General features: G+C 61.2%; 18 protein-coding genes. 9 read left to right on the top strand and 9 right to left on the bottom strand.

What is annotated here, in order from left to right; genetic code table 11:
• Nucleotides 1-110 precede the first annotated feature (110 nt).
• Nucleotides 111-518: a globin gene (locus QM716_RS10525; RefSeq protein ID WP_003944464.1), complete on the top strand. Its 408-nt coding sequence runs from the start codon at nucleotides 111-113 to the stop codon at nucleotides 516-518.
• Between the two features lie 3 nt (nucleotides 519-521).
• Here the strand turns inward: QM716_RS10525 and QM716_RS10520 are convergent, their stop codons facing one another.
• Nucleotides 522-956 (bottom strand): cupin domain-containing protein, encoded by a 435-nt coding sequence (locus QM716_RS10520; RefSeq protein WP_283304105.1) that lies wholly within the window; start codon nucleotides 954-956, stop codon nucleotides 522-524.
• 163 nt (nucleotides 957-1,119) lie between these two features.
• Here QM716_RS10520 and QM716_RS10515 point away from each other — a divergent pair, with 163 nt between their 5' ends.
• The 3 genes from QM716_RS10515 to QM716_RS10505 all read left to right on the top strand — a co-directional run bounded on the left by QM716_RS10515 (nucleotide 1,120) and on the right by QM716_RS10505 (nucleotide 3,659).
• A complete protein-coding gene (locus tag QM716_RS10515) occupies nucleotides 1,120-2,718 on the top strand; it encodes a glycoside hydrolase family 13 protein (RefSeq protein ID WP_283304104.1) in 1,599 nt (532 codons plus the stop codon).
• A 219-nt stretch (nucleotides 2,719-2,937) separates the two neighbouring features.
• Nucleotides 2,938-3,537 carry a DMT family transporter gene (locus QM716_RS10510; protein ID WP_283304103.1) on the top strand — a complete coding sequence of 200 codons (600 nt, stop codon included), beginning with the start codon at nucleotides 2,938-2,940 and terminating at the stop codon, nucleotides 3,535-3,537.
• A complete protein-coding gene (locus QM716_RS10505) occupies nucleotides 3,531-3,659 on the top strand; it encodes a hypothetical protein (protein ID WP_283304102.1) in 129 nt (42 codons plus the stop codon). Before QM716_RS10510 ends, QM716_RS10505 begins: the two co-directional genes overlap by 7 nt.
• Here the strand turns inward: QM716_RS10505 and QM716_RS10500 are convergent.
• The 5 genes from QM716_RS10500 to ettA form a co-directional block, all read right to left on the bottom strand.
• Complete coding sequence (locus QM716_RS10500) at nucleotides 3,656-4,342, bottom strand: DUF8010 domain-containing protein (protein WP_283304101.1); 687 nt, start codon at nucleotides 4,340-4,342, stop codon at nucleotides 3,656-3,658. The two genes, QM716_RS10505 and QM716_RS10500, sit on opposite strands and share 4 nt — an antisense overlap.
• Complete coding sequence (locus tag QM716_RS10495; RefSeq protein WP_283304100.1) at nucleotides 4,335-4,754, bottom strand: acyl-CoA thioesterase; 420 nt, start codon at nucleotides 4,752-4,754, stop codon at nucleotides 4,335-4,337. Before QM716_RS10495 ends, QM716_RS10500 begins: the two co-directional genes overlap by 8 nt.
• A complete protein-coding gene (locus QM716_RS10490; protein ID WP_283304099.1) occupies nucleotides 4,751-9,598 on the bottom strand; it encodes an NAD-glutamate dehydrogenase in 4,848 nt (1,615 codons plus the stop codon). Before QM716_RS10490 ends, QM716_RS10495 begins: the two co-directional genes overlap by 4 nt.
• Nucleotides 9,599-9,697: 99 nt before the next feature.
• The gene (locus tag QM716_RS10485; protein ID WP_283304098.1) at nucleotides 9,698-10,117 is read right to left on the bottom strand and encodes an acyl-CoA thioesterase; all 420 of its coding nucleotides are present in this window, start codon (nucleotides 10,115-10,117) and stop codon (nucleotides 9,698-9,700) included.
• Nucleotides 10,118-10,121: 4 nt separating this feature from the next.
• Nucleotides 10,122-11,801, bottom strand: coding sequence for an energy-dependent translational throttle protein EttA (ettA, locus tag QM716_RS10480; RefSeq protein WP_283304097.1), 1,680 nt, complete (start codon nucleotides 11,799-11,801; stop codon nucleotides 10,122-10,124).
• A gap of 780 nt (nucleotides 11,802-12,581) precedes the next feature.
• Between ettA and QM716_RS10475 the strand changes: the two genes are divergently transcribed.
• Nucleotides 12,582-13,058 carry a hypothetical protein gene (locus QM716_RS10475; RefSeq protein ID WP_283304096.1) on the top strand — a complete coding sequence of 159 codons (477 nt, stop codon included), beginning with the start codon at nucleotides 12,582-12,584 and terminating at the stop codon, nucleotides 13,056-13,058.
• 916 nt (nucleotides 13,059-13,974) lie between these two features.
• Here the strand turns inward: QM716_RS10475 and QM716_RS10470 are convergent.
• On the bottom strand, nucleotides 13,975-14,337 hold the full coding sequence (locus QM716_RS10470; protein WP_283304095.1) for a hypothetical protein: 363 nt from the start codon (nucleotides 14,335-14,337) through the stop codon (nucleotides 13,975-13,977).
• A gap of 253 nt (nucleotides 14,338-14,590) precedes the next feature.
• Here QM716_RS10470 and QM716_RS10465 point away from each other — a divergent pair, with 253 nt between their 5' ends.
• The 4 genes from QM716_RS10465 to QM716_RS10450 all read left to right on the top strand — a co-directional run bounded on the left by QM716_RS10465 (nucleotide 14,591) and on the right by QM716_RS10450 (nucleotide 16,446).
• Nucleotides 14,591-14,773 (top strand): helix-turn-helix domain-containing protein, encoded by a 183-nt coding sequence (locus QM716_RS10465; protein WP_283304094.1) that lies wholly within the window; start codon nucleotides 14,591-14,593, stop codon nucleotides 14,771-14,773.
• Between the two features lie 186 nt (nucleotides 14,774-14,959).
• Nucleotides 14,960-15,583: a helix-turn-helix domain-containing protein gene (locus QM716_RS10460; RefSeq protein WP_283304093.1), complete on the top strand. Its 624-nt coding sequence runs from the start codon at nucleotides 14,960-14,962 to the stop codon at nucleotides 15,581-15,583.
• 61 nt (nucleotides 15,584-15,644) lie between these two features.
• On the top strand, nucleotides 15,645-15,905 hold the full coding sequence (locus QM716_RS10455) for a hypothetical protein (RefSeq protein WP_283304092.1): 261 nt from the start codon (nucleotides 15,645-15,647) through the stop codon (nucleotides 15,903-15,905).
• Between the two features lie 67 nt (nucleotides 15,906-15,972).
• Nucleotides 15,973-16,446, top strand: a complete 474-nt coding sequence (locus QM716_RS10450) for a hypothetical protein (RefSeq protein ID WP_283304091.1) — start codon at nucleotides 15,973-15,975, stop codon at nucleotides 16,444-16,446.
• Nucleotides 16,447-17,138: 692 nt separating this feature from the next.
• Here QM716_RS10450 and QM716_RS10445 read toward each other — a convergent pair.
• Nucleotides 17,139-17,612 carry a Panacea domain-containing protein gene (locus tag QM716_RS10445; protein WP_283304090.1) on the bottom strand — a complete coding sequence of 158 codons (474 nt, stop codon included), beginning with the start codon at nucleotides 17,610-17,612 and terminating at the stop codon, nucleotides 17,139-17,141.
• Between the two features lie 229 nt (nucleotides 17,613-17,841).
• The gene (locus tag QM716_RS10440) at nucleotides 17,842-20,304 is read right to left on the bottom strand and encodes an SGNH/GDSL hydrolase family protein (protein ID WP_283304089.1); all 2,463 of its coding nucleotides are present in this window, start codon (nucleotides 20,302-20,304) and stop codon (nucleotides 17,842-17,844) included.
• Nucleotides 20,305-20,456: the final 152 nt, after the last annotated feature.

The raw sequence follows: 20,456 nt of genomic DNA, 5'->3' as shown, positions 1-20,456 counted from the left end.
GCCAGGACGGGCGGTGAATTTCCGGTGAATGGGTACGCATTCCGACCCGATACAGCCGTCGTCGACCCGGAAACCGACCACTACGGCCGTCAGGCACAATGGAAGTTGCCATGAATGACGTACAGCACGACGTGCAGCAGACCTTCTACGACGCCGTCGGCGGAGCCGAGACGTTTCACAAGCTCACCGCGCGATTCTACGAAGAAGTCGCGAAGGACGAGGTTGTGCGCCCGCTCTACCCCGAGGCCGATCTCGGCCCGGCCGAGCGGAGGATGCGGATGTTCCTCGAGCAGTATTGGGGCGGGCCGCACACGTACTCGGAGGAGCGTGGGCACCCGCGTCTGCGGATGCGCCACAATCCTTTCGTGATCGGCCCGATCGAGCGTGATGCGTGGCTGCGGTGCATGCACGTCGCCATCGCGTCCATCGACGAGAAGACTCTGAGTCCCGTGCACCGCAAGCAGTTGATCGACTACATGGAGATGGCAGCTGCCTCCATGGTGAACTCCGCCATCTGACCGTTACCTCGCCATCGGTCTGAGCGTGCGCGCGATCCGTCGGGCGGCTCGTACTCCGAACGACACCGTGGGATGAAGCGGCGAACTCAGGATTGCATGCTTGCGCACGTACTCTTCGACCTCCCACTCCGACCAACTGCCCGCACGGAAGAGTGCGGCATCACCGACGCCCAGGGTCCGCTTCGCGATTCCGTCGGCCTGAACGGTGACTGACCCCTCGATGATGTGCACGATCTCGTCCGCATGGAAGTACCAGCGAAAGCGCCCCTTCGTGCAATCCCAGACGTGCGTAGTCGTGGTGCCGTCTTTACTCACCGACCATTGCGCCGACCGCGCAGCTGGTGTGCCGGAGATTATCCAGTCCCGGTTGATCGGATCATCCTCGAGCAGTACGTGATCCAAACTGACCGCTTCGATTGCCGACAAAGTCAAGGCCAACCCCCCTTGGTTGAATTCTCGATGTTTCTCCCCCGGCAGTAACACCAAAGTTGCCACATGGCGTCACCGCGTCAATGCAAAGTACACCAAGGCTAGGTAAAGAGTCGCGCTTTTGCCGTGTCCAAGTAGTGAGAGTGCCGGAGGTTTGGCACTATGAACTGCTGTGAGCACCCCCACGGATTCATCCTCTGTAAGCCGGCCCGAAGCCCCGTGGTGGAACGAGGCGGTCTTCTATCAGATCTATCCGCGTTCCTTTGCCGATTCGGGCAGTGACGGGATCGGCGACCTCGGCGGAGTCGAGGAGAAACTCGGCTACCTCGAGCTTCTCGGTATCGACGCGATCTGGTTGAGCCCGGTAATGAAGTCACCGATGGCCGACCACGGCTACGACGTCTCGGATCCTCGCGACATCGATCCCCTGTTCGGCGATCTGGCGACGATGGATTCACTGATCGCGTCGGCTCACGAACGCGGAATCAAGGTCACCATGGATCTGGTTCCGAACCACACCAGCGATCAGCACCAGTGGTTCAAGGCGGCTCTGGCGTCGGCGCCCGGCTCTGCGGAGCGATCCCGCTACATCTTCCGAGACGGCAAAGGTGAGAACGGCAGCGAACCGCCGAACAACTGGCCCAGCATCTTCGGCGGCCCGGCATGGACCCGCGTGACCGAATCCGACGGAAAACCCGGCCAGTGGTACCTGCACATCTTCGCCAAGGAGCAGCCGGACCTGAACTGGGACAACCCCGAGGTCTTCGACGACCTCGCGAAGACTCTGCGCTTCTGGCTCGAACGCGGAATCGACGGATTCCGCATCGACGTGGCGCACGGAATGGCCAAGCCCGACGGTTTGCCGGACCACGACTGGGAGCTCAACGAGCTCATGCGCAATTCCGACGACGACCCGCGGTTCAACAACCCGGCCGTTCACGAAATCCACCGCGGGATCCGCAAGGTCATGGACGAGTTCCCGGAGGCCATGACCGTCGGCGAGATCTGGGTGACGGACAACCAGAAGTTCGGCGAATACATCCGGCCCGACGAACTCCACCTCGGATTCAACTTCCGACTCGCAGAAACCGAGTTCTCGGCCGAGTCTGTCCGAGAGGCCGTGGAAAACTCCCTCGCAGCCGTCGCCGAGGTCGGAGGTGTGCCCACGTGGACACTGTCGAACCACGACGTCGAACGTGAAGTCACGCGCTACGGCGGGGGCCGGATCGGAACACAACGCGCACGGGCAATGATCCTCGTCGAGTTGGCGCTCCCGGGCGCGACCTTCATCTACAACGGAGCCGAACTCGGTCTGCCGAACGTCGACCTTCCCGACGCCGCACTGCAAGACCCGGTCTGGGAACGATCCGGGCATACCGAGCGCGGACGTGACGGTTGCCGCGTGCCCCTTCCGTGGGAAGGAACCGAACCACCCTTCGGTTTCACTACCAGTGCGAGCACCTGGTTGCCGATGCCACCCGAGTGGTCGACGCTCACGGTGGAGGCGCAGATCGAGGACGTGGACTCGATGCTCTCGCTCTATCGCGCCGCCCTCGAACTTCGTAGCGCCAGGCCGGAGTTCTCCGGAACCGACATAGATTGGTACGGCAGTCCCCCCGGCTGCCTCGCTTTCCATCGACGCGGTGGTCTGATCTGTGCTCTCAACACGACGGAGATGCCCATCGCGCTGCCGAGCGGGCAACTGCTGCTGAGCAGCGCGCCTCTCGTCGACGGTCAACTGCCCGTCAACGCGGCGGCGTGGCTTATCTGACCGAACACCCCCACACGTCGTCACGCGGCGGCCCCATCGCTCTGGTGGTGGCCGCCGCTGTGTTGTTCGGAACCACCGGCACCGCACAGGCTTTGGCCTCGCGCGAGTTGGGCTACGACCTCGATCCGTTGGTAGTCGGCTCGACCCGCGTGCTGTTGGCCGGTCTCGCGCTCGCGTTGCTCGCGCACTGGCGCGGCGGGCTCGAATTCAACCGCTCCGGTGCCCGGTGCCCGGTCCACGGTAATCGGCGGAATCGGTGTTGCGGCATACCAACTCGGGTTCTTCACCGGAGTGCAGACCGCCGGCGTCGCTGCGGGCACAATGATCGCGTTGGGGTCAGGGCCGGCCTTCACCGGGGCGTTACAGTGGATCGTGGATCGACGCCGTCCCGGCCTACAGTGGTTCCTCTCGACGGCGGTCGCCGTGGCGGGAATGGCGCTCATCGTCGCCGGACAATCAGGCGACGGTTCGTCCGACGTGATCGCCGGTGCGATCCCTGCCTTGATCGCGGGCCTGGGTTACGCCACCTACACGGTCGCCGGGGACCGACTGATCGAGTCAGGTACGTCACCACAAGGCGCAATGGGCCAGATGTTCGGGGTCGGCGGCATCATCCTGCTGCCGATGTTGCTCTTGCAGTGGCCGGGTGGACTCGACACCGCGGCCGGGTCGGTGACCGTGGTCTATCTCGTCGCAGTACCTACGGTGATCGCGTACCTGCTCTTCGCCGCCGGACTCCGCCACCTACCGCCCGCGACGGTCGCGACGCTGACCTTCTGGAACCGGTGGTCACCGCAGTGCTCGGTGCAGTGGTGTTGAACGAGAAGCTCGGCACGACGGCAATTCTCGGCATGGCAACGGTCCTGGCAGCGCTGGCCTCGCTGGCGGCGGGCACGTTGAAGTTCGCGCAGTTCCGGCGCACCCACCGCCCGACCTGCTAGCGAGCAACCATCAGAGGTATCGAACCTCCGCGGTGACGGTAGATCGAGCCGAATCGTGCATCGAGGCGCACCCAGGATTTGCTCGCCCGCACCCGAACCAACTCCGACGCGTCGATCTGCTCGAGATCGATGTCGGCAGTCATCGCTTCGGATCCGGCGTGCGGGACGAATCCCATTGCGGTCAAGGCAAAAACAACTCGCATCGAGATCCCGACCGTGCCGGACGGACCACTGACCTCGAGTACATCCTGATCGAGCAACGACGCCGGCGGACCGTGACTACTGCCATGCTCCTGTGCCAAGGCGTTGCCCCGCTGCGCCAGTTCGATCAGCACCCGGGCGGGTACGTCGTCCAGGTGCTCGAAGCCTTCCATGGGCGGCAACGCCCCACGCCACGCCGAATCCATGGCGAACCCCGGATCGATCACCTCGCCCGTTGCCTGCTCCACGGCTGCGAGCAACTGATCGCCGGCAGCCGAGGTGTCGTCGGGGTTGATGGTGCCCGCCACGGTTCGCGTTGCCAGAGCGTCGAAACCCGTTGGTGCCCAGACACTCAGGTGGGCATCTCCCCGTCGACGCATCCTGATGACCGTGGACTCGTCCAAGCGCAGTGCATGACCGATGAAGCTGGCCAAGTTCTTTCGCTCGGCCTCCTCGGGCACGGTCAGTACACGTTCATGCACGTTGCCAGCTCTCCAGGTACTCGCGCTCAGGGCTGCTGAGACGGCGCAGACGTTGTGTGTCGATGTCGAAGGCCGCGATCTGAGTCGACGCGACGATGGACGGCGGGACGCTGAGATCGGCACCGCGCGGCCGAACTTCGTACGCGATGGTGAAGTCCACCGCGCGCACCTTTTCGACCCACATGAAAACGTCGAGCGGTGAATCGTCGTGCCGCAGCTGGCCGCGGTACCGCACATGGAGATCGGCAATCACGGCCCCGTCACGCAGGGTGACCGTCGGACGCGAGTCTTCGAACAACCAAGGAATCCGCGCCTCTTCGAGCAACGTCACCATTCGTGCGTGGTTGATGTGCTGGAAGGCATCCATGTCGGACCACCGAACCACAACTTCAGCGTGGAATCCTTCGCTCAACGTCCTACCTCCGATCGGGTGCCCATGCTGCGCACCATGCTACGAACCTGACGCGCCGCCACCGAGAGCGTCGCGAGGTCAAGCGTCCCAGACTCGAAGATCTCGACGAGAGCTGCCCTCGCCCGACTCAGGCGCGAGGCGTTGGTCGATTCCCATTCGTCGATCTTTTCCTGCGGCGACTCCCCCGGCTCGCCGCCGGCCAGAACCTCCATCGTCAGCTGCCGAAGCGAACTGTAGAGGTCGTCTCGCAACGCGAGCCGCGCGAGCGAGTGCCAGCGATCGCCGCGCTCGAGTCCCGAGACCGCGCTCAGCAACCAGTCGATTCCCAGATGCGCATCCAAGGCGTAGTACAGCTCCGCGACTTCCGTGATGTCGTGATCTGCGATGTCGGCGATATCCGCGATGTCGAGCAGGCAGTAGACGTCGAGCAGTCGGAACACGTCCAGCGCCAACGCTTCCGGAGCCCCACGGTCGATCACCGATTGAGCGCGCACCAGCAGATCGTCGAGCTGATGGCCGGCGAGCAGTCCGGGAACCAGCGGGGCCGTCGCCCGATACGCTGCCGAGTAACGCGCAACCTCGGCGCCGACTGCGATCGGCTGGGGCCGATTGGCCAGGAACCATCGCGACGCCCGGTCGAGCAGTCGGCATGATTCCACGATCAGCTCGTTTTCGATCTCAGCACTGACGCCCGCCGAGCGGATTCGCGACCACACCTCGTCGAGTGCAAAGACCTCCCGCACAGCGGCGTAGGCACGGATCGAGTCCGTACTGCTCGCTCCGGTCTCCTCGGCCAAGCGGTAGGCGTACGTGATTCCGCCGTTGTCTATCACTTCGTTCACGAGCATCGTCGCGACTATCTGCCGCCGCAACGGGTGTGCCTTGATCTCCGTTTCGAACCGATCGCGAACAGCGGTCGGGAAGTACTGCGGGATCTGCTGGGCGAAGAAATCGTTGTCCGGCAACTCGGTTGCGAGCAGATCGTCCTTGAGGGAAAGCTTGACGTGCGCCGTCAGCGTCGCCAGTTCCGGCGACGTGAGTCCCACACCGGCCGCAAGTCGACGCTCGATCTCCTTGTCGGTCGGCAACGCCTCCAGCTTGCGGTCCAGGCCACGTGCCTTGCTCAGGTCCGTCAACTGACGGCGGTGAACACCGAGCATCTGCGGCGCGGTCACCCGTGAGATTCCGAGCAACGCGTTCTGAGCGATGTTGTCCGCCAACACCAATGCGGCCACGTCATCGGTCATCGACGCCAGTAGCGGATTCCGTTCCGGTGACGGCAGCAACTGCGAGCGCACGAGCGAATCGAGAAGAATCTTGATGTTCACTTCGTGATCGGAGCAGTCGACGCCGGCCGAGTTGTCGATGGCGTCGGTGTTGATGTGACCGCCGTTGGCGCTGAACTCGATTCGTCCCAGGGCTGTCACGCCGAGGTTGCCACCCTCGCCGATCACCTTGGCACGCAGATCTTGACCGTCGACTCGCACGGCGTCGTTACTCTTGTCGCCGACCTGCGCATTGGTCTCGGTCGACGCTTTGACGTACGTACCGATTCCGCCGTTCCAGAGTAGGTCCACCGGTGCCGACAGAATTGCCTGCATCAACTCCGGCGGAGAGAGCTTCGTGACTCCCTCGGCCAGCCCCAGTGCGACCCGAACGCTTTCGGCGATCGGAACCGACTTGACCGTGCGATCCCAGACGCCGCCGCCCTCACTGATCAGGCTGGTGTCGTAATCGGCCCACGACGACCGAGGCAACTCGAAGAGCCGACGACGTTCCACGAACGAGCTCGCCGCCTCCGGGTCGGGATCGAGGAAGATGTGTCGATGATCGAACGCACCCACCAGCCGGATGTGCCGACTGAGGAGCATTCCGTTGCCGAACACGTCACCGCTCATGTCGCCGACGCCTACCGTCGTGAAATCCTCGGTCTGCGTGTCGACGCCGAGTTCGCGAAAGTGCCGCTTGACGCTTTCCCAGGCGCCGCGGGCGGTGATGCCCATGCCCTTGTGGTCGTATCCCACCGAGCCTCCAGAGGCGAACGCGTCGCCGAGCCAGAAGTCGTACTTGGCGGCAACCGAATTCGCGAGATCGGAGAACGTCGCCGTGCCCTTGTCCGCGGCGACTACGAGGTAGCGATCCTGATCGTCCTTGCGTACCACGCGATCCGGCGTCACAACTTCGCCGGTGGCGGCATGCACGTTGTCCGTGATGTCGAGCAATCCGGAGATGAACGTGGTGTAGCAGGCCTTACCGGTTTCCAGCGTCGCCGTTCGATCAGCGGCCGGATCGCCCGTCGGCAAGGGCGGATTCTTCACGACGAAGCCGCCTTTGGCGCCAACCGGGACGATCACTGCGTTCTTGACGGCCTGCGCCTTCACCAAGCCCAGCACCTCGGTACGGAAATCCTCGCGCCGGTCGGACCAGCGGAGCCCGCCGCGCGCGACGGCGCCGAATCGCAGGTGCACGCCTTCGACCTCGGGCGAGTACACGTAGATCTCGAAAGCCGGTCGCGGCTTGGGCAACTCGCTGATCCGTGAGGGATCCAGCTTGACCGACAGGTAGTCACGAGAACGACCATCGGCGTCGACGACGTAGAAATTGGTGCGCAAGGTCGCCTTCACCAACGAGAACATTCCACGCAGAATGCGATCGGCATCCAAGCTGAGAACCTCGTCGATGGACACACGCAACTGCTCGTCCAATTCCGCGACGCGGATTTCGTCCTGTTTCTCGGGGTCGAACATCGCCTCGAACAACTGGACCAATGCAAACGCGGTCTGCGGATGCGTGAGTGCGATTCCTTCGATGTGGAACTGGCTGTACGGAAATGTGGCCTGCCGCAAATACTTTGCGTATGCACGCAGCACCACGGCTTGACGCCAGGACATACCCGCGCGCAGCACCAGCTCGTTGAATCGGTCAGCTTCTGCCCGGCCGAACCAGACTGCACCGAATGCGGCTGTGAACCGCTTCTGGACCTCGGTCAGCGGAGCGGTACTGGTCTCGAGTGGTACCTGCGCATCGAGGTCGACTTCGATCGACGCTCGAAGATCCGCCGGTACCGACAATCCGAAATCGTAAATCCAGCACTGAACGCCGTCCAGGCGCTGTACGACGTGGGGCCGCTCGTCGAGAACTTCGACACCGAGTGACTGCAGCACCGGCAGGACCTGGCTCAACGAGATACCGTCGCCGCCGATGAAGAGGGTGAAGCGCCAGGCACCGGGGGCGGAGTCGACGGCGCGATAGAGCAGCACGTCGATCGCGCCTGGTGCCAACGCCTCGAGCCTGGCGATGTCGGCGAGCGCGCGTGACGGTTCGAAGTCCTCTTTGTATCCGTCCGGAAGCACCCGCGAGTACCGCTGCACCAGTTCCGGATCCACGCCTGGGCTTTCTCGAACGAGATCGGTGATGCGGTCGTCCCAGCTACGACTGACTTCGGTCAACAGCGCCTGAACCCGCTCGCGGTTGGCTTCGGATACATCCAGATGAACCGGTTCGCTGCCGGGATCGCGCCGGATGGTCACATGCAGCAGCGCGAGATCGTTCTCGGTGACCCTGGCGGTGTAATCGACTGTGCCAGGACCGAATTCGCGCCAGAGCAGATGCTGCATCGCCAGTCGAACTCGCGTCGTGTACCGGTCGCGAGGTAGATACACCAGGCAGGACACGAAGCGTCCGAACGTGTCCTCGCGGACAAAAAGTCGTACCTGCCGGCGGAGCCCGATGCTGTGCACGGCATGGACGGTCTCGAACAAGGTCTCGGCATCGCTCGAGAACAGCTCGGTGCGCGGGAACGACTGGATGACCTCGAGCATCGCCTGACCGGAGTACGAATGCAGGTTGACACCGGCACGCGCGATTACTTCGCGGACGCGGCGCTCGATCAGGGGAATCGCGAGGACGTTCTCGTGGAGTGCGACCACGGTGAACACTCCCAGGAACCTGTGCTCCCCCACAATGTTTCCGTTGTCGTCGAGGATCGATACACCCACGAAGTACGGGTAGACAGCGCGGTGCACCGTGGCGGGGAACGATCCCTGCGTCAGGACCAGAAGCGGTCGATCCGGGAGGTCTGCGACGGGAGGCAAGCTCATCGGGCCTTCGGTGACCGCGTCGGAGCGCAGCACACCGAGTCCACTCCCCGCTACCGTACGTGAACCGTCCTTCGTTCCCTCGAATCGCCGGTACCCGAGAACGGCGTAATTTCCGTCGGCCATCCACCGAAGTAGTCGAGCGGTGTCGGAGAACTCTTCGGGGGTGATCCTGCCGGAGGCGGTTTCTGCGGCGCTCGCCAGCTCGTCGGCAACGCGCAGTTGCAGTGCCTTCATGTCCGGGGTGTCCCCAACCACCTGGCGGACGTCTGCGAGCACTTTGCCGAGGTGCGCTTCGATCGCGTCAAGCGCGGAATCCTCGACTTCGGAATCCAACTGGACGTGCATCCAGGATTCCTGGATACTGCTGTCGCCCAAGGAAATCAGATTTCCCGAGTCGCCGCGTTCGACCGTCAGGATCGGGTGGGCGAATTGACTGATTCCTACACCCTGTCGGTTGAGCATCGCGGTGACGGACTCGACAAGCAACGACATGTCGTCGGTGACGATCTGGACGGCAGCGCCGAGACCCTCGGATCCTGACGGGCGGTACACACGCCATACGGCCGTGCCTGGCGTCCGCTGCCTCCCGAGCGCAAGATGCGCGAGCAGGACTCGATCCGATCGACCGTTGATGACGTCGTCGCTGTCACCCTCGTCGATATGCGTGAAAAAGGCCTCGCGAAGACGCGTCAACAACGTCGCTTCGTCGAGGCCTGTGCCCTGCTGCCGTACACGGTCTGTCATTCCTGGCTCACATCCTTGTGGGTTCTGATCGCCGCGACCAATCTCTGACTCGAGACTAGCCGCGGCAACCAGTACCTAGGGTGAACTGAGAAACGAAATCTACGATGTCGTCATCTGAACAAGCGATGCTTCGAGCACCGCGCGTTCGCTGTCCGCCAGCGGTCTTGACTTTTCGGACACCGTGTCGAATCCGACCATCAACGCGTCACCGAATGCGCATTCGACACCCGTGTTGTCACGGATGATGTGACGAACCGTGAACGAGGAAGTCCCGACGTGAGTCGTGAAGATCTCCACGTTCAAGGGACCGGACCGATCGGTGACCGGCTTGAGGAACTCGATGGTCATCTTTCGAACCACGAGGTATCCCGGCCGGCCGCCGAGCGGCGCCAGTTTCGCTTCCAGGAACTGGATGCGAGCTTCCTGCATGTACTCGACGTAACGCGTGTTGTTGACGTGACCCAACCGGTCGGAATCGCCCCACCGGACCTGGATCTGCGCTGTGTATACGTCGGACACCGGATCAGTCCCTGGTGAGCTTGCGGTGAGTGACGCGGTGCGGGCGGGCGGCGTCGGGGCCGAGTCGCTCGACCTTGTTCGCCTCGTAGCCCTCGAAGTTGCCTTCGTACCAGTACCAGGCTGCCTCGTTGTCGCCGAAGCCACCTTCCCACGCGAGGATGTGGGTACAGGTGCGGTCCAGGAACCAGCGATCGTGCGAAATCACTACGGCGCAGCCGGGGAACTCTTCGAGAGCGTTCTCCAGCGAGCCGAGGGTTTCGACGTCGAGGTCGTTAGTGGGCTCATCGAGCAGGATCAGGTTGCCGCCCTGCTTGAGCGTCATCGCCAGGTTCAGGCGGTTGCGCTCACCACCGGAGAGGACGCCGGCCGGCTTCTGCTGATCGTGGCCCTTGAAACCGAATGAGCTGATGTATGCGCGCGACGGGAACTCGGTCTGGCCGACGACGATGAAATCGAGCCCGTCGGACACGGTCTCCCAGACCGTCTTCTTGGGGTCGATACCGGAACGGTTCTGGTCGACGTAGCTCAGCTTGACCGTCTGACCGATCTTGACCTCACCGGCATCAGGCTCTTCGAGACCGACGATGGTCTTGAACAGCGTCGTCTTACCGACACCGTTGGGGCCGATGACGCCGACAATTCCGTTGCGCGGCAACGTGAACGAGAGGTCCTTGATCAGGACGCGGCCGTCGAAGCCCTTGTCGAGGTTCGAGACCTCCACGACCACGTCACCCAGACGCGGCGGTGCCGGGATCTGGATCTCGTCGAAGTCGAGCTTGCGGGTCTTCTCGGCTTCGTTCGCCATTTCCTCGTAGCGATCGAGACGAGCCTTGTTCTTGGCCTGACGAGCCTTGGCGCCGGAGCGGACCCAGGCGAGTTCGTCCTTGAGGCGCTTCTGCAGCTTCTGATCCTTCTTGCCTGCAACTTCGAGGCGTGCAGCCTTCTGCTCCAGGTAGGTGGAGTAGTTGCCCTCGTACGGGTACAGGCGTCCGCGGTCGACCTCACAGATCCACTGTGCGACGTGATCGAGGAAGTAACGATCGTGGGTCACGGCGAGGATTGCGCCGGGGTAAGCAGCGAGGTGCTGCTCGAGCCACAGGACCGATTCGGCGTCGAGGTGGTTGGTGGGCTCATCGAGAAGCAGGAGGTCGGGCTTGCTCAGCAGCAGCTTGCACAGTGCGACGCGACGCTTCTCACCACCGGAGAGGTGGGTGACCATGTCCTCGGGCGGCGGGCAACGCAGCGCGTCCATGGCCTGTTCGAGCTGAGAATCAATCTCCCAGGCATCCGCATGGTCGAGCTTTTCCTGAAGCTCGCCCATTTCCTCCATCAGCTCGTCGGAGTAATCAGTAGCCATGAGCTCGGCGATCTCGTTGTACCGCTTGAGCTGGACCATCGTCTCGCCGAGGCCTTCTTCGACGTTCTCGCGAACGGTCTTGGTCTCGTCGAGCTCCGGCTCCTGCATGAGGATGCCGACCGACGCGCCGGGCGCGAGGAACGCCTCGCCGTTGCCCGGCTGGTCCAGCCCGGCCATGATCTTGAGGATGCTGGACTTACCAGCGCCGTTCGGTCCGACGACACCGATCTTCGCGCCGGGGTAAAAGCTCATCGTGACGTCATCGAGGATGACCTTGTCACCGTGCGCCTTGCGCACCTTCTTCATCGTGTAAATGAACTCGGCCACGCCGTGGGTCTCCTAGCTGGGAATTCTTGAGTACGACCTCGGGAATCTCTCTCAGATCCCCCACAGGCCATTCGGGCTTCTATCCCTCGATGTTATCCGACAAACCAAATCGGCCCCGGTTGGTGCGCTAACACCAGCTCCGGAGCCTCGGAACGAAGGAATCCAACTTCCCGTGAACCGTACCAAGATTGTATCGACACCCACCGACAAACTTTTTACCAGCAGAAACGTGCGTGAAGCCACCGCCGTCATGCTGATCCTCTTCACCAGCTACGCCGTCGTCTACGGCGTGCTGAAGGTCCTAGTCCTCTTGGGCTGGCACGCCTGATCCAAGCGGCGAAGCCAGTGATGCTCGGACCGATCCGGCACCCGTAGATCACCGCTCCCCCGTTCGGAACTCAGATCGACCTCCTGCGCCCGAGAGATATTTCGGGTGGGCCAGCTAGCCCCTGGTGCCGTCTCCCGTTGCTGGGAATAAGCATCATCTCGATCACAAGATGACACCAGGTCCAAGGCAGGCCCGAGCTGGAACGGCGTGGCAGCCGTAGCGCATCTGTGAACACACCGGCCCTGACGCCCTGCGACTAATACCCGCCAGGCGTGGACACATCAACCAACCGACCGCAGCGACCGACGCGGCACGGCGAGTGTCCCCGTTCCAATCGCGAACGGGGAACGCTCTGCCCTTCCCTCCCGCTGCTCCCTCTGCGGTCACCAAAGCTAATCCCTCACAAGCCTTCTCAGCGCCTAACAGCGCTCCCGTAGACACGGAGCAACCCCATGGCAGACCTGCACTACACCGAACTCGACCTCAGCATTGACGACGAAGGAGCGTATGCCATCTACCACTCACGCGAGATTATCCCCGCCAGCGGCGAAAGCTACTCCCACCCCATCAGCATCCGCACCCAAACCTTCATCAAGCCCGGCGACATCCCCGAATACTCCGTCCTCATCGAACAGGGGCATAGCGAACTCACCGCCAACGTCCACCAACTGCGTGCACTCCAGCAACACGTATCAGCGGCGATCGACATTCTCGAGCTTCTCAACCCCAGCGAGGAAACGCTCGACGCACACGCAGAAGCGCTACTTACCGAGCACACCCGCAAACACGAGGAGCAGGAACAGCGGCAGAAGGCATTGGCGGCAGAGACCGTCGAAGCATGGTTGCGGGAGAAGGCTCCGGAGTTGGGGCCAGTGGATACAGAGGCGTTCCGCATGTGGATCTCGAACGCCCTCAACATCGCGCTGTGACCACCAGCATCTGCTAGTTCTGCACCGAACGAACGCCCCAACTGACTATGCGTCGGCTGGGGCGTTCGTCTCATGTCTGAGACCTTTCGACCTGCCAAGACTGCGCTCCATATCGGGCACGAAGGGCAACCAACGCACACAACCACCCATCACCTCAGTGGCTTACGCCGGCCGAGGCGGCACCGATCGCCCGGTGGGACCGGAACTTCACCTGCGAGGCGCTGGCCGGTGAGCTGAAAGGCGTAGCCGAGGGGCCGCTGATTGATCGATCCCGACGACTTGCAGCGCTGGATTCGGGGCGAGTGAATGACCCTGAGTCACACTGAATCACACGAGTGGCATTTTGTTACCTGGCGTTCACCGGATGTGCGGCTCGTTCCGTGGCGTCTTGCGCCTTCGGCACATAGGCTCAAATACGAGAAGGGCCCCGACCTCTACGAAAGGCCGGGGCGATTCTTCTCAAAACTCCCCATCCGCCCACTACAGCTAGATTGGACGAGCTTTGACAAGTTCAAACGTACCGGGGCCTGGGGGCCCTGACAACGAAAATAGTGTAAACACGACGCTAACAGTTCCGCACATCCTGGTGTTTATACTGGTCACAGCAGTAGCGGTCGGAGCAGGCCTTGCGATAGCGCATTCCCCTGATCCCACTGCCGGCGCAACAGTAGTAGCTCTGGTGCTGAACTTCTGGTCGCAGATCCACTCGTCACGCACACGGTCCGATCCGAGACCGTAGACCTGACCGTGCCCCACCTGGACATCCTCAGGTGGGGCACACCCCTAACAGCCCTCCGCAGCCCCCTGCCGCTGTCCGCCCTGATCGATTCGATTGTGCTTCGACTCCGCACGACCTGATCAGACTCGTACGGGCGACAATCGGAACGTTCGATGTCCAGCCACTCGGCATCCGCCATCAATCCTCGCGAATCCACGCCTGACGCAACGACAAAACGAAATCATCAAGACTGCCCAAGCCAGTCGAAGAGAACAACGGCACCCGCACATCAGGGAATTTCAGCACCCAATCGGAGGCACCCACCGACATGCGGCGGCGCCCGTCCTCATGCGAAGTCTTCTGGCTAACAATCTCGAACGCACGAATGTCGAGAACCGGGCGCACCCATCCGGCAACCGCGGCATCCAAGACATCATCACCGTCATCGCTGCCGTTCCACGCGTGATGCGCCGCCGTCGCCTCCACGAAGACCAGGTCTGATCCAGCAAGCCAGAACACCTTCCACGTCGTCTCGTTTGCCGTCGACGAACGGGCAATCAATGAAGCGTTCGGTGACTCGCCGGGGGTAAGGCTTTGAAGTGCAACTGCGACGGCCGTGGGTACGAGCGTCCCGCTGTCGCTTAGGTGTTCGCGGTGCGTGTCGTAGATGTCCTGTGAGAATCTCATTCGTAGGTGGTACCACATTCAACACGTTTCGGACCGATCGGCAGGGCACGTGCACACAACCTGCTATCAATACGTCACTACGGACTCCACCCCGACACTTACGCAACCTCGGCATAGGAGGAACACCATGGCGGCTCAATGGATCACGCCGCTCGAAGCCGCAAAGATCGCACGCTGCAACAGGACTCACATCTACGCAGCTCTGACAGCAGGTGAACTCAAAGGGTTTCAACGCAAACGACATAACGCAGTCAAGGGCCCGTGGCTCATTGATCCTGCAGATCTGGATCGGTGGATTCGCGGCGAGTGATTCAAATCAAATGCTGAAACGAAGGCTCAAGCAGGTCCCAACTTGACACGTGAAAGACCAAGAACGGCAGCATTGTTGGGCCGAAATGTCTCAGATATGGGACAGGTTTGATTGAACCGCAATCTTTCGTTACCGTGCACGGCAATGACGAAGCATTCACCGAATGTCCCGCTGCAAAGCCCCTGGATGACGAGCACCGAGGCAGCTGAATACGCCCGATGTAACCGCAGCACAATCACGCTCGCCGCCAACTCGGGACAACTCGTAGGACATCAACGCAAAGCCCATTCCAGGTGGCTTTTCCTGCAATCGGACATTGACCGATGGATCAACAAGCGCGACAAAACAGACCAGCAACCTGTACCGGACCGTAGGACGTGGCTCACCACATCCGAAGCGGCCGAATTGGCGCGATGTAGTCGAAATGCAGTCATCTTCGCACTGCAAGACGGAGAGCTAAGCGGGTACCAGCACAAATCCCCAAACGGTCACTGGCGCACGGAACTCGAAGACCTCACACAGTGGCGGACCGGCGGGTTTCCTCTGGAGCGGATCATGACTCCTCAAGATGCTGCCGCACGACTCGGTTGCCATCAGGAGTTCATCTACCGAGCACTGTGGTCAAACGAACTGGCCAATTACAAGTTTCGCGGAACTCAGTGGATCATCGACAGTGCCAAATTCGACGAATGGCTGGCCGGCGACACCGGCAGCCGGGAGCGCCTCAACCGAGGCAACATTGTGTGGGGCTCGCGCCAGGTGGATCCAGGTCAAGAAGATGAGTCAGATTTCGGTCAGCCGAACCTTTAGGCTCTGGCAGATTTCAGACCGGACAGTTCGCAATGTCCGACTCATCTGGTAGTAAACACCCATGAACGCAAACACCAAAGCCCTGACAGCGGCAACCCTCGCTGTATCGGCAGCCCTCATACTGCTAGGCCTTGGATTCGATATCTACGAGACGAATAAATTCTCTGACTGCGTGGACACGTCAATCAATATCGGGCGGTGCGTGAGCGCCAATCGCGGCGGGTTGATCGTGTTCGTCATCGGATTGATCGGCATTATTGGCGCGGGAGCTGCATGGTTAACTCTGCGACGATCAGTGCCCTCCGAGGGCCGAAACCCGTGAGTCACATTCACGTTCGATCCCGATTCGGTTAGCTAGCATCCACTTACATCAACAGAAGGTCAGTCCAATGACATATCCCCCACCCCCCGAAACGGGCTTCCCTACCCCAGCTCCGCAGCCAGCGTCGAACAACAACAAGCGCGTGCTCATCATCGGCGGAGTTGTTATCGCGGCCATAGTCATCGCGATCATTGCGGTGTTCACACTGCGGGACACTGAGCCCAAGACATTCAACTTGGAAGGCAATGTCGGGATCATCGACGGCGCAAGCGAGTTGTCAGACAATCGCTGCGCAGGAAAGGGTGGATACAAAGACCTGTCAGAAGGTGCTTCCGTGACAATCGGCGATGAGGCGGGAAAGACTGTCGCAACAGGATCGATCACAGGTAGTGAGTACATAGACGGCGCATGCATGCTGACGTTCTCGATTCCGGTCCCCGCGGACCTGGACTTCTATCAGGTCGAGGTGTCGCATCGCGGAGTCGTCACTTACTCAAACGAGGATGCTCGATCCGGACCGTTCATGTCTATTGGTGGCTAGTTCCAGCGGTCTGTCTGTGGATCCGCCCCCAAACAATCAGGCGTCCGGATCGTCTCACCACACCGCCGGCAGTAATGCGTCCGATGACCGCCATTGTGCGCGGTGCCGCAGCCGCAGACTTCCCACCCGACGAGGCATGTGTTCGCCACCAACAGGTGCCCATTCGGGCAACGTTGCGGAGATCGTTCAGTCGACGGCACATCCCAATATTCGCACACCTGTTCGATGGGTGGTAGCGTCGGTTCCGTGGCGTCGGGAGGGTAAGGGAAGACCAGCTCGGCCCCGCACAAACGACAACTGACGCCCCACCCTCGCGGTGAGGGTGGGGCGTCAGTTGCAACTAGATCACGAGTCGCCGTTACCGAGAGTCCGACCGAACACGAACCCGAGAGATGTTGTGGCAAGCAATTTCAAGACATCGGACGTTGAACCCAGAGTGCCACCCGACTTTGCAACATACCCAGGTGCATAGAATTCAACGACCCCGATCGCCACGGCCCCCGCCGCGGTCACGGAGGTGAAAATGATGGCGAACTTCAGCTTCGTCTTATCCATATCCCTGCGGTGATCCGCCTCAGGATCCCTGACAGGAGTTACAGCAGTTGGACTACCTGCTGAACCAGGCGGAATATCGACAGAAGCCGAGTTCGGTATGGGCAGGGGGTCTCCACCTGCACCGACGACAGCGTCGCTCAAGCTAAGCCCAACATCGAACGATAGCTTTCGTCTGCGCGAATGTCAGCATCATCGATGTACTGCTCATTGGCGTCAAACGCCTTCCGCCACGCAGATCCAGGAAGGTGCGTAATTCGAGACAACTGAACAGCACCTTGAGATTTCACCACAGGCCAGACTCGGCCTAGAACCTCACGAAGCTCCCCGCTCTGGTCTTCGTCCACCACGTACGCTTTCCCCTGCGAGTCCTTTCCGTATCGGCGAATGGCCCCACTCCCGAACGGCTTGAACTCCGAGTACACGGACGCAACCACAGGTCCATACTGCCACTGCTGGAACGGCTCCCGGAGGAGCGGACTTCCGGTGTCCTTCGCATATTCACTTGCCACGAAATAGAGAATCTTTTGCAGCTTCATCGGGGTGACAGGGACATCTTCTTCGAACGCTCGCTTCAGGATGTTGTTGCAAACTAGGGTTGCATCGAAAGCCATGACTCCATCCTTTCCACTTCACTCCAGCAGATCCCTGCTGGTGCGCCCAGTCTCGCATCAAGGTCTGACACTCGACTGAAGTATGACATCTACCAGTTCAACGGTTGGGTTGGCTCTCCTGTTCCATCAGGCGAGGGGGCAGTCGGCCTTCCATCAGAAACTCGTTCAACTGCCAAGGCTGGGTTTCTCGAGAACCCTCCCCCTGTAATCGCACCATCCGGCTCACAGACTATGCCTCACGGAGCATGATGATCGGAGTGCGAACACTGCCCGTCGATCCGAGCGTCTTCACCGTCCCTGCCGCACCCAGCGGATACGCGCCCGCCACACCACGGCACCTGTAAGTGCCATTCGCCAAACGATTGAACGCGGCAGTCGGAGCGCTCAAGCCACGAACATTCGCCGTAGCCGAGTCGCCGGCGATCACAACCCAATACGGAGTACCAGCAGCGAGAGTCAGGGGTGTGGCCGACAAGTCTTCGGTCACGTCGGTGGACACCGCAGGGAATGCGGTGCCACCCTTGCTCCAGAGGACATGCCCTGTCGAATCCAGGACCCCGATGTCGTAGTTGCCCGCCGAGACAGTGCCAGTGCGCCAATCGAGGTACTTCACCACATAGTTGCGTGGAGGCACGATCAGCACCGCCGACCCTGTGCCGGCTGTCGTGAATGTCTGGTCGACACCTGCGACGATCCCGACCGGGATACCCGCTCCGAGAGTGGAGAGTTGATCGAGCAGTGGGGTGTACGTCTCGTTGAAGGCGATCGAGTTGACGGTGGTGACCTTCTTCGGTGACACCGCAGCCCGAGGAAGATCGCCAACAGCGAAGGCGACCCGGTCGATGCTCACCGAACCCGTGGTGACACCAGACGTTTTCGAATGCAACCGAACTCGGATGCTGGTCGTCGGCGAGGTCAAGCGTTTGGTGCAGATCACCCATACCCATCCGTCACGGGTGGATGAGTCCATGTCCGTCTGCCGCTGGTTGGTCGACTCCGTCTGATCTCTCAGCATGACGCTGGGAGTTCCAGTGTTCGCGGCCGGCGCGTACATGCGGGCAGCGAAGGTGACTACCTTCCCCGACACCCTGCCTTTAATGCCCAGAGTGGCCGGGTCTACCAACAGTTCCGCGTACGCGCCCCCGCTGGTGGCGGATGATGTGACCTTCAAGCTGTACGTGCCGGTCTCGAAGTTGGTGAAATCCTTCTCCACCGTCGCATTCGATGCAGTCCAACCCGCGGGCAGTGATCCTGTCCAATCCTCGAACGAGGGGTCTTCGATCAGCGATTCTGCGACCTGAGACAGTGATGACGAGTTCTGTCCGGGGGCGAGATTCGTTGGCGAGTACACCAGCGCTTTGCCGACCTCATCGGCCCAGATCTGCGATCCGGTTGCGTTCGGGTGGGTGTCCGTCCCGTCATTGAGGAGCAGTGAGGCAATCGTGACGGAGTGCTCGGCCATGTACTTGACGAACGCCTGATGAACGTCGATGAACCCATAGCCTCGTTGGGCGGCGATCTGCTGCACGATCCCAGCCTTGATCGCCTGCCACGTTTCCCTGCCTGCCATGCCGCTGGGGTTCTGCGATTCGAGGATGATCCCGGCCTTCGGAAACTCCTGTGAGACCGCCTCGGTCAGCGCCAGGTAATTACCTCGAACACCCATCCTGCCGTTTGCGGTGGTGGGATCGGCGAGGTTGTGGCCGTGACTGATCATCACCAAATCGGGGTCAGGTATCGCCGCAATGGCGGCAGCATATCGGGAGCCGAGGACATAGCCGGGGCGCGAGCCTGAGATGGAGCAGTTGTACAGGGTGCAGGTGGCCGGACCTGTGCCCGTCTGCACCATCACCGGAGCGTTGTCGTACGCGCCCGTGGTGGGATTCACCAGCATGTAGATGAAAGTGACGGCCGGGAATCTGGTGGCAAGCTTCGCGAACTCGAGGTAAGCGTGCTCGGTAGGTTCATTGGCGGTCGAGTCGCCCACGAGTGCCATCACCGAGTTTTCGACACCTCGCTCGAGCTTGGACAGAAGCCGTTGGGACTGTGCCGCCGCCGTGACATAGGTGCCATCCAAGATTGCTTTCGTGGCCGTGCTCGAACCGATTAGATCGGCGACAGCTCCGTCCGATACCGCAATCTCGGGGATTTCGACACGGCCGACTTCCGTGCCCGAATCATCGTCAAGTTTGAACACCAACTCGTCGGTGTCCACGTCCGTTGCTACTTCTGCGATACCGAAACCTCTTGGCCCACGCGACAGTTGGACAGCCAACGATGACGGTGCAACATTTACGTGTTCAGCCAGATTAATCTCAGCGCCAGGGGTCGCGTAGAAGTAGATGGGCTGCATCGTGATTGCTTGACTGCCGAAACGCAGGTTCTTGAAGCTTGCGCGCCACTGCAATTGAGCAAGGTTCGTCGTGGCTGCAGTAGGCGCAAGTACCTTCACGTAGTCGCGGCCTTGGTGTGCAATGTCGCCGGTGATTCCGATGTCCACGTTGATTACTGAGACGGTTTTGAGTTTGAGTGTCTCGCCGTCGCTATATTGGATTGCGGATCCGGTCGCGATCATCGGAGCTAGTTCCAGGGTGCCGGTGAGCGGTGTGTCGTCGGGGATGTCGTCCACGTCGATGCCATCCGCGGCGATGGTGGTGAGATTGATTCGGAGAGTGCAGTATTCGAGCGGCATTTGGTCGCCCTTTCTGATGGTGATACACAAAAGGGTGCCGCCCACAATCTCTGTGGGCGGCACCCTTTGCTCGTATTTGTTTAGTTTTCTGGTTGTTTCATGATGATCAGTTCGGCGTCTGATGCATCTTTCCATCGGTACGCCCAGCGCCC

This window comes from Rhodococcus sp. IEGM 1409 (assembly GCF_030056735.1).
In the GTDB taxonomy this organism is placed as follows: Bacteria; Actinomycetota; Actinomycetes; order Mycobacteriales; family Mycobacteriaceae; genus Rhodococcus_F.
The sequence above is the reverse complement of the archived record's forward strand: the minus strand, read 5'-3'. Positions and strand labels throughout refer to the sequence as shown.

Bases quoted from the DNA above. Each gene is read 5' to 3' on its own strand.
- QM716_RS10525 (WP_003944464.1), top strand. From the start codon at position 111: ATGAATGACGTACAGCACGACGTGCAGCAGACCTTCTACGACGCCGTC.
- QM716_RS10490 (WP_283304099.1), bottom strand. From the start codon at position 9,598: ATGACAGACCGTGTACGGCAGCAGGGCACAGGCCTCGACGAAGCGACG.
- QM716_RS10475 (WP_283304096.1), top strand. From the start codon at position 12,582: ATGGCAGACCTGCACTACACCGAACTCGACCTCAGCATTGACGACGAA.
- QM716_RS10465 (WP_283304094.1), top strand. From the start codon at position 14,591: ATGGCGGCTCAATGGATCACGCCGCTCGAAGCCGCAAAGATCGCACGC.
- QM716_RS10460 (WP_283304093.1), top strand. From the start codon at position 14,960: ATGACGAGCACCGAGGCAGCTGAATACGCCCGATGTAACCGCAGCACA.
- QM716_RS10455 (WP_283304092.1), top strand. From the start codon at position 15,645: ATGAACGCAAACACCAAAGCCCTGACAGCGGCAACCCTCGCTGTATCG.
- QM716_RS10450 (WP_283304091.1), top strand. From the start codon at position 15,973: ATGACATATCCCCCACCCCCCGAAACGGGCTTCCCTACCCCAGCTCCG.
- QM716_RS10445 (WP_283304090.1), bottom strand. From the start codon at position 17,612: ATGGCTTTCGATGCAACCCTAGTTTGCAACAACATCCTGAAGCGAGCG.
- QM716_RS10440 (WP_283304089.1), bottom strand. From the start codon at position 20,304: ATGCCGCTCGAATACTGCACTCTCCGAATCAATCTCACCACCATCGCC.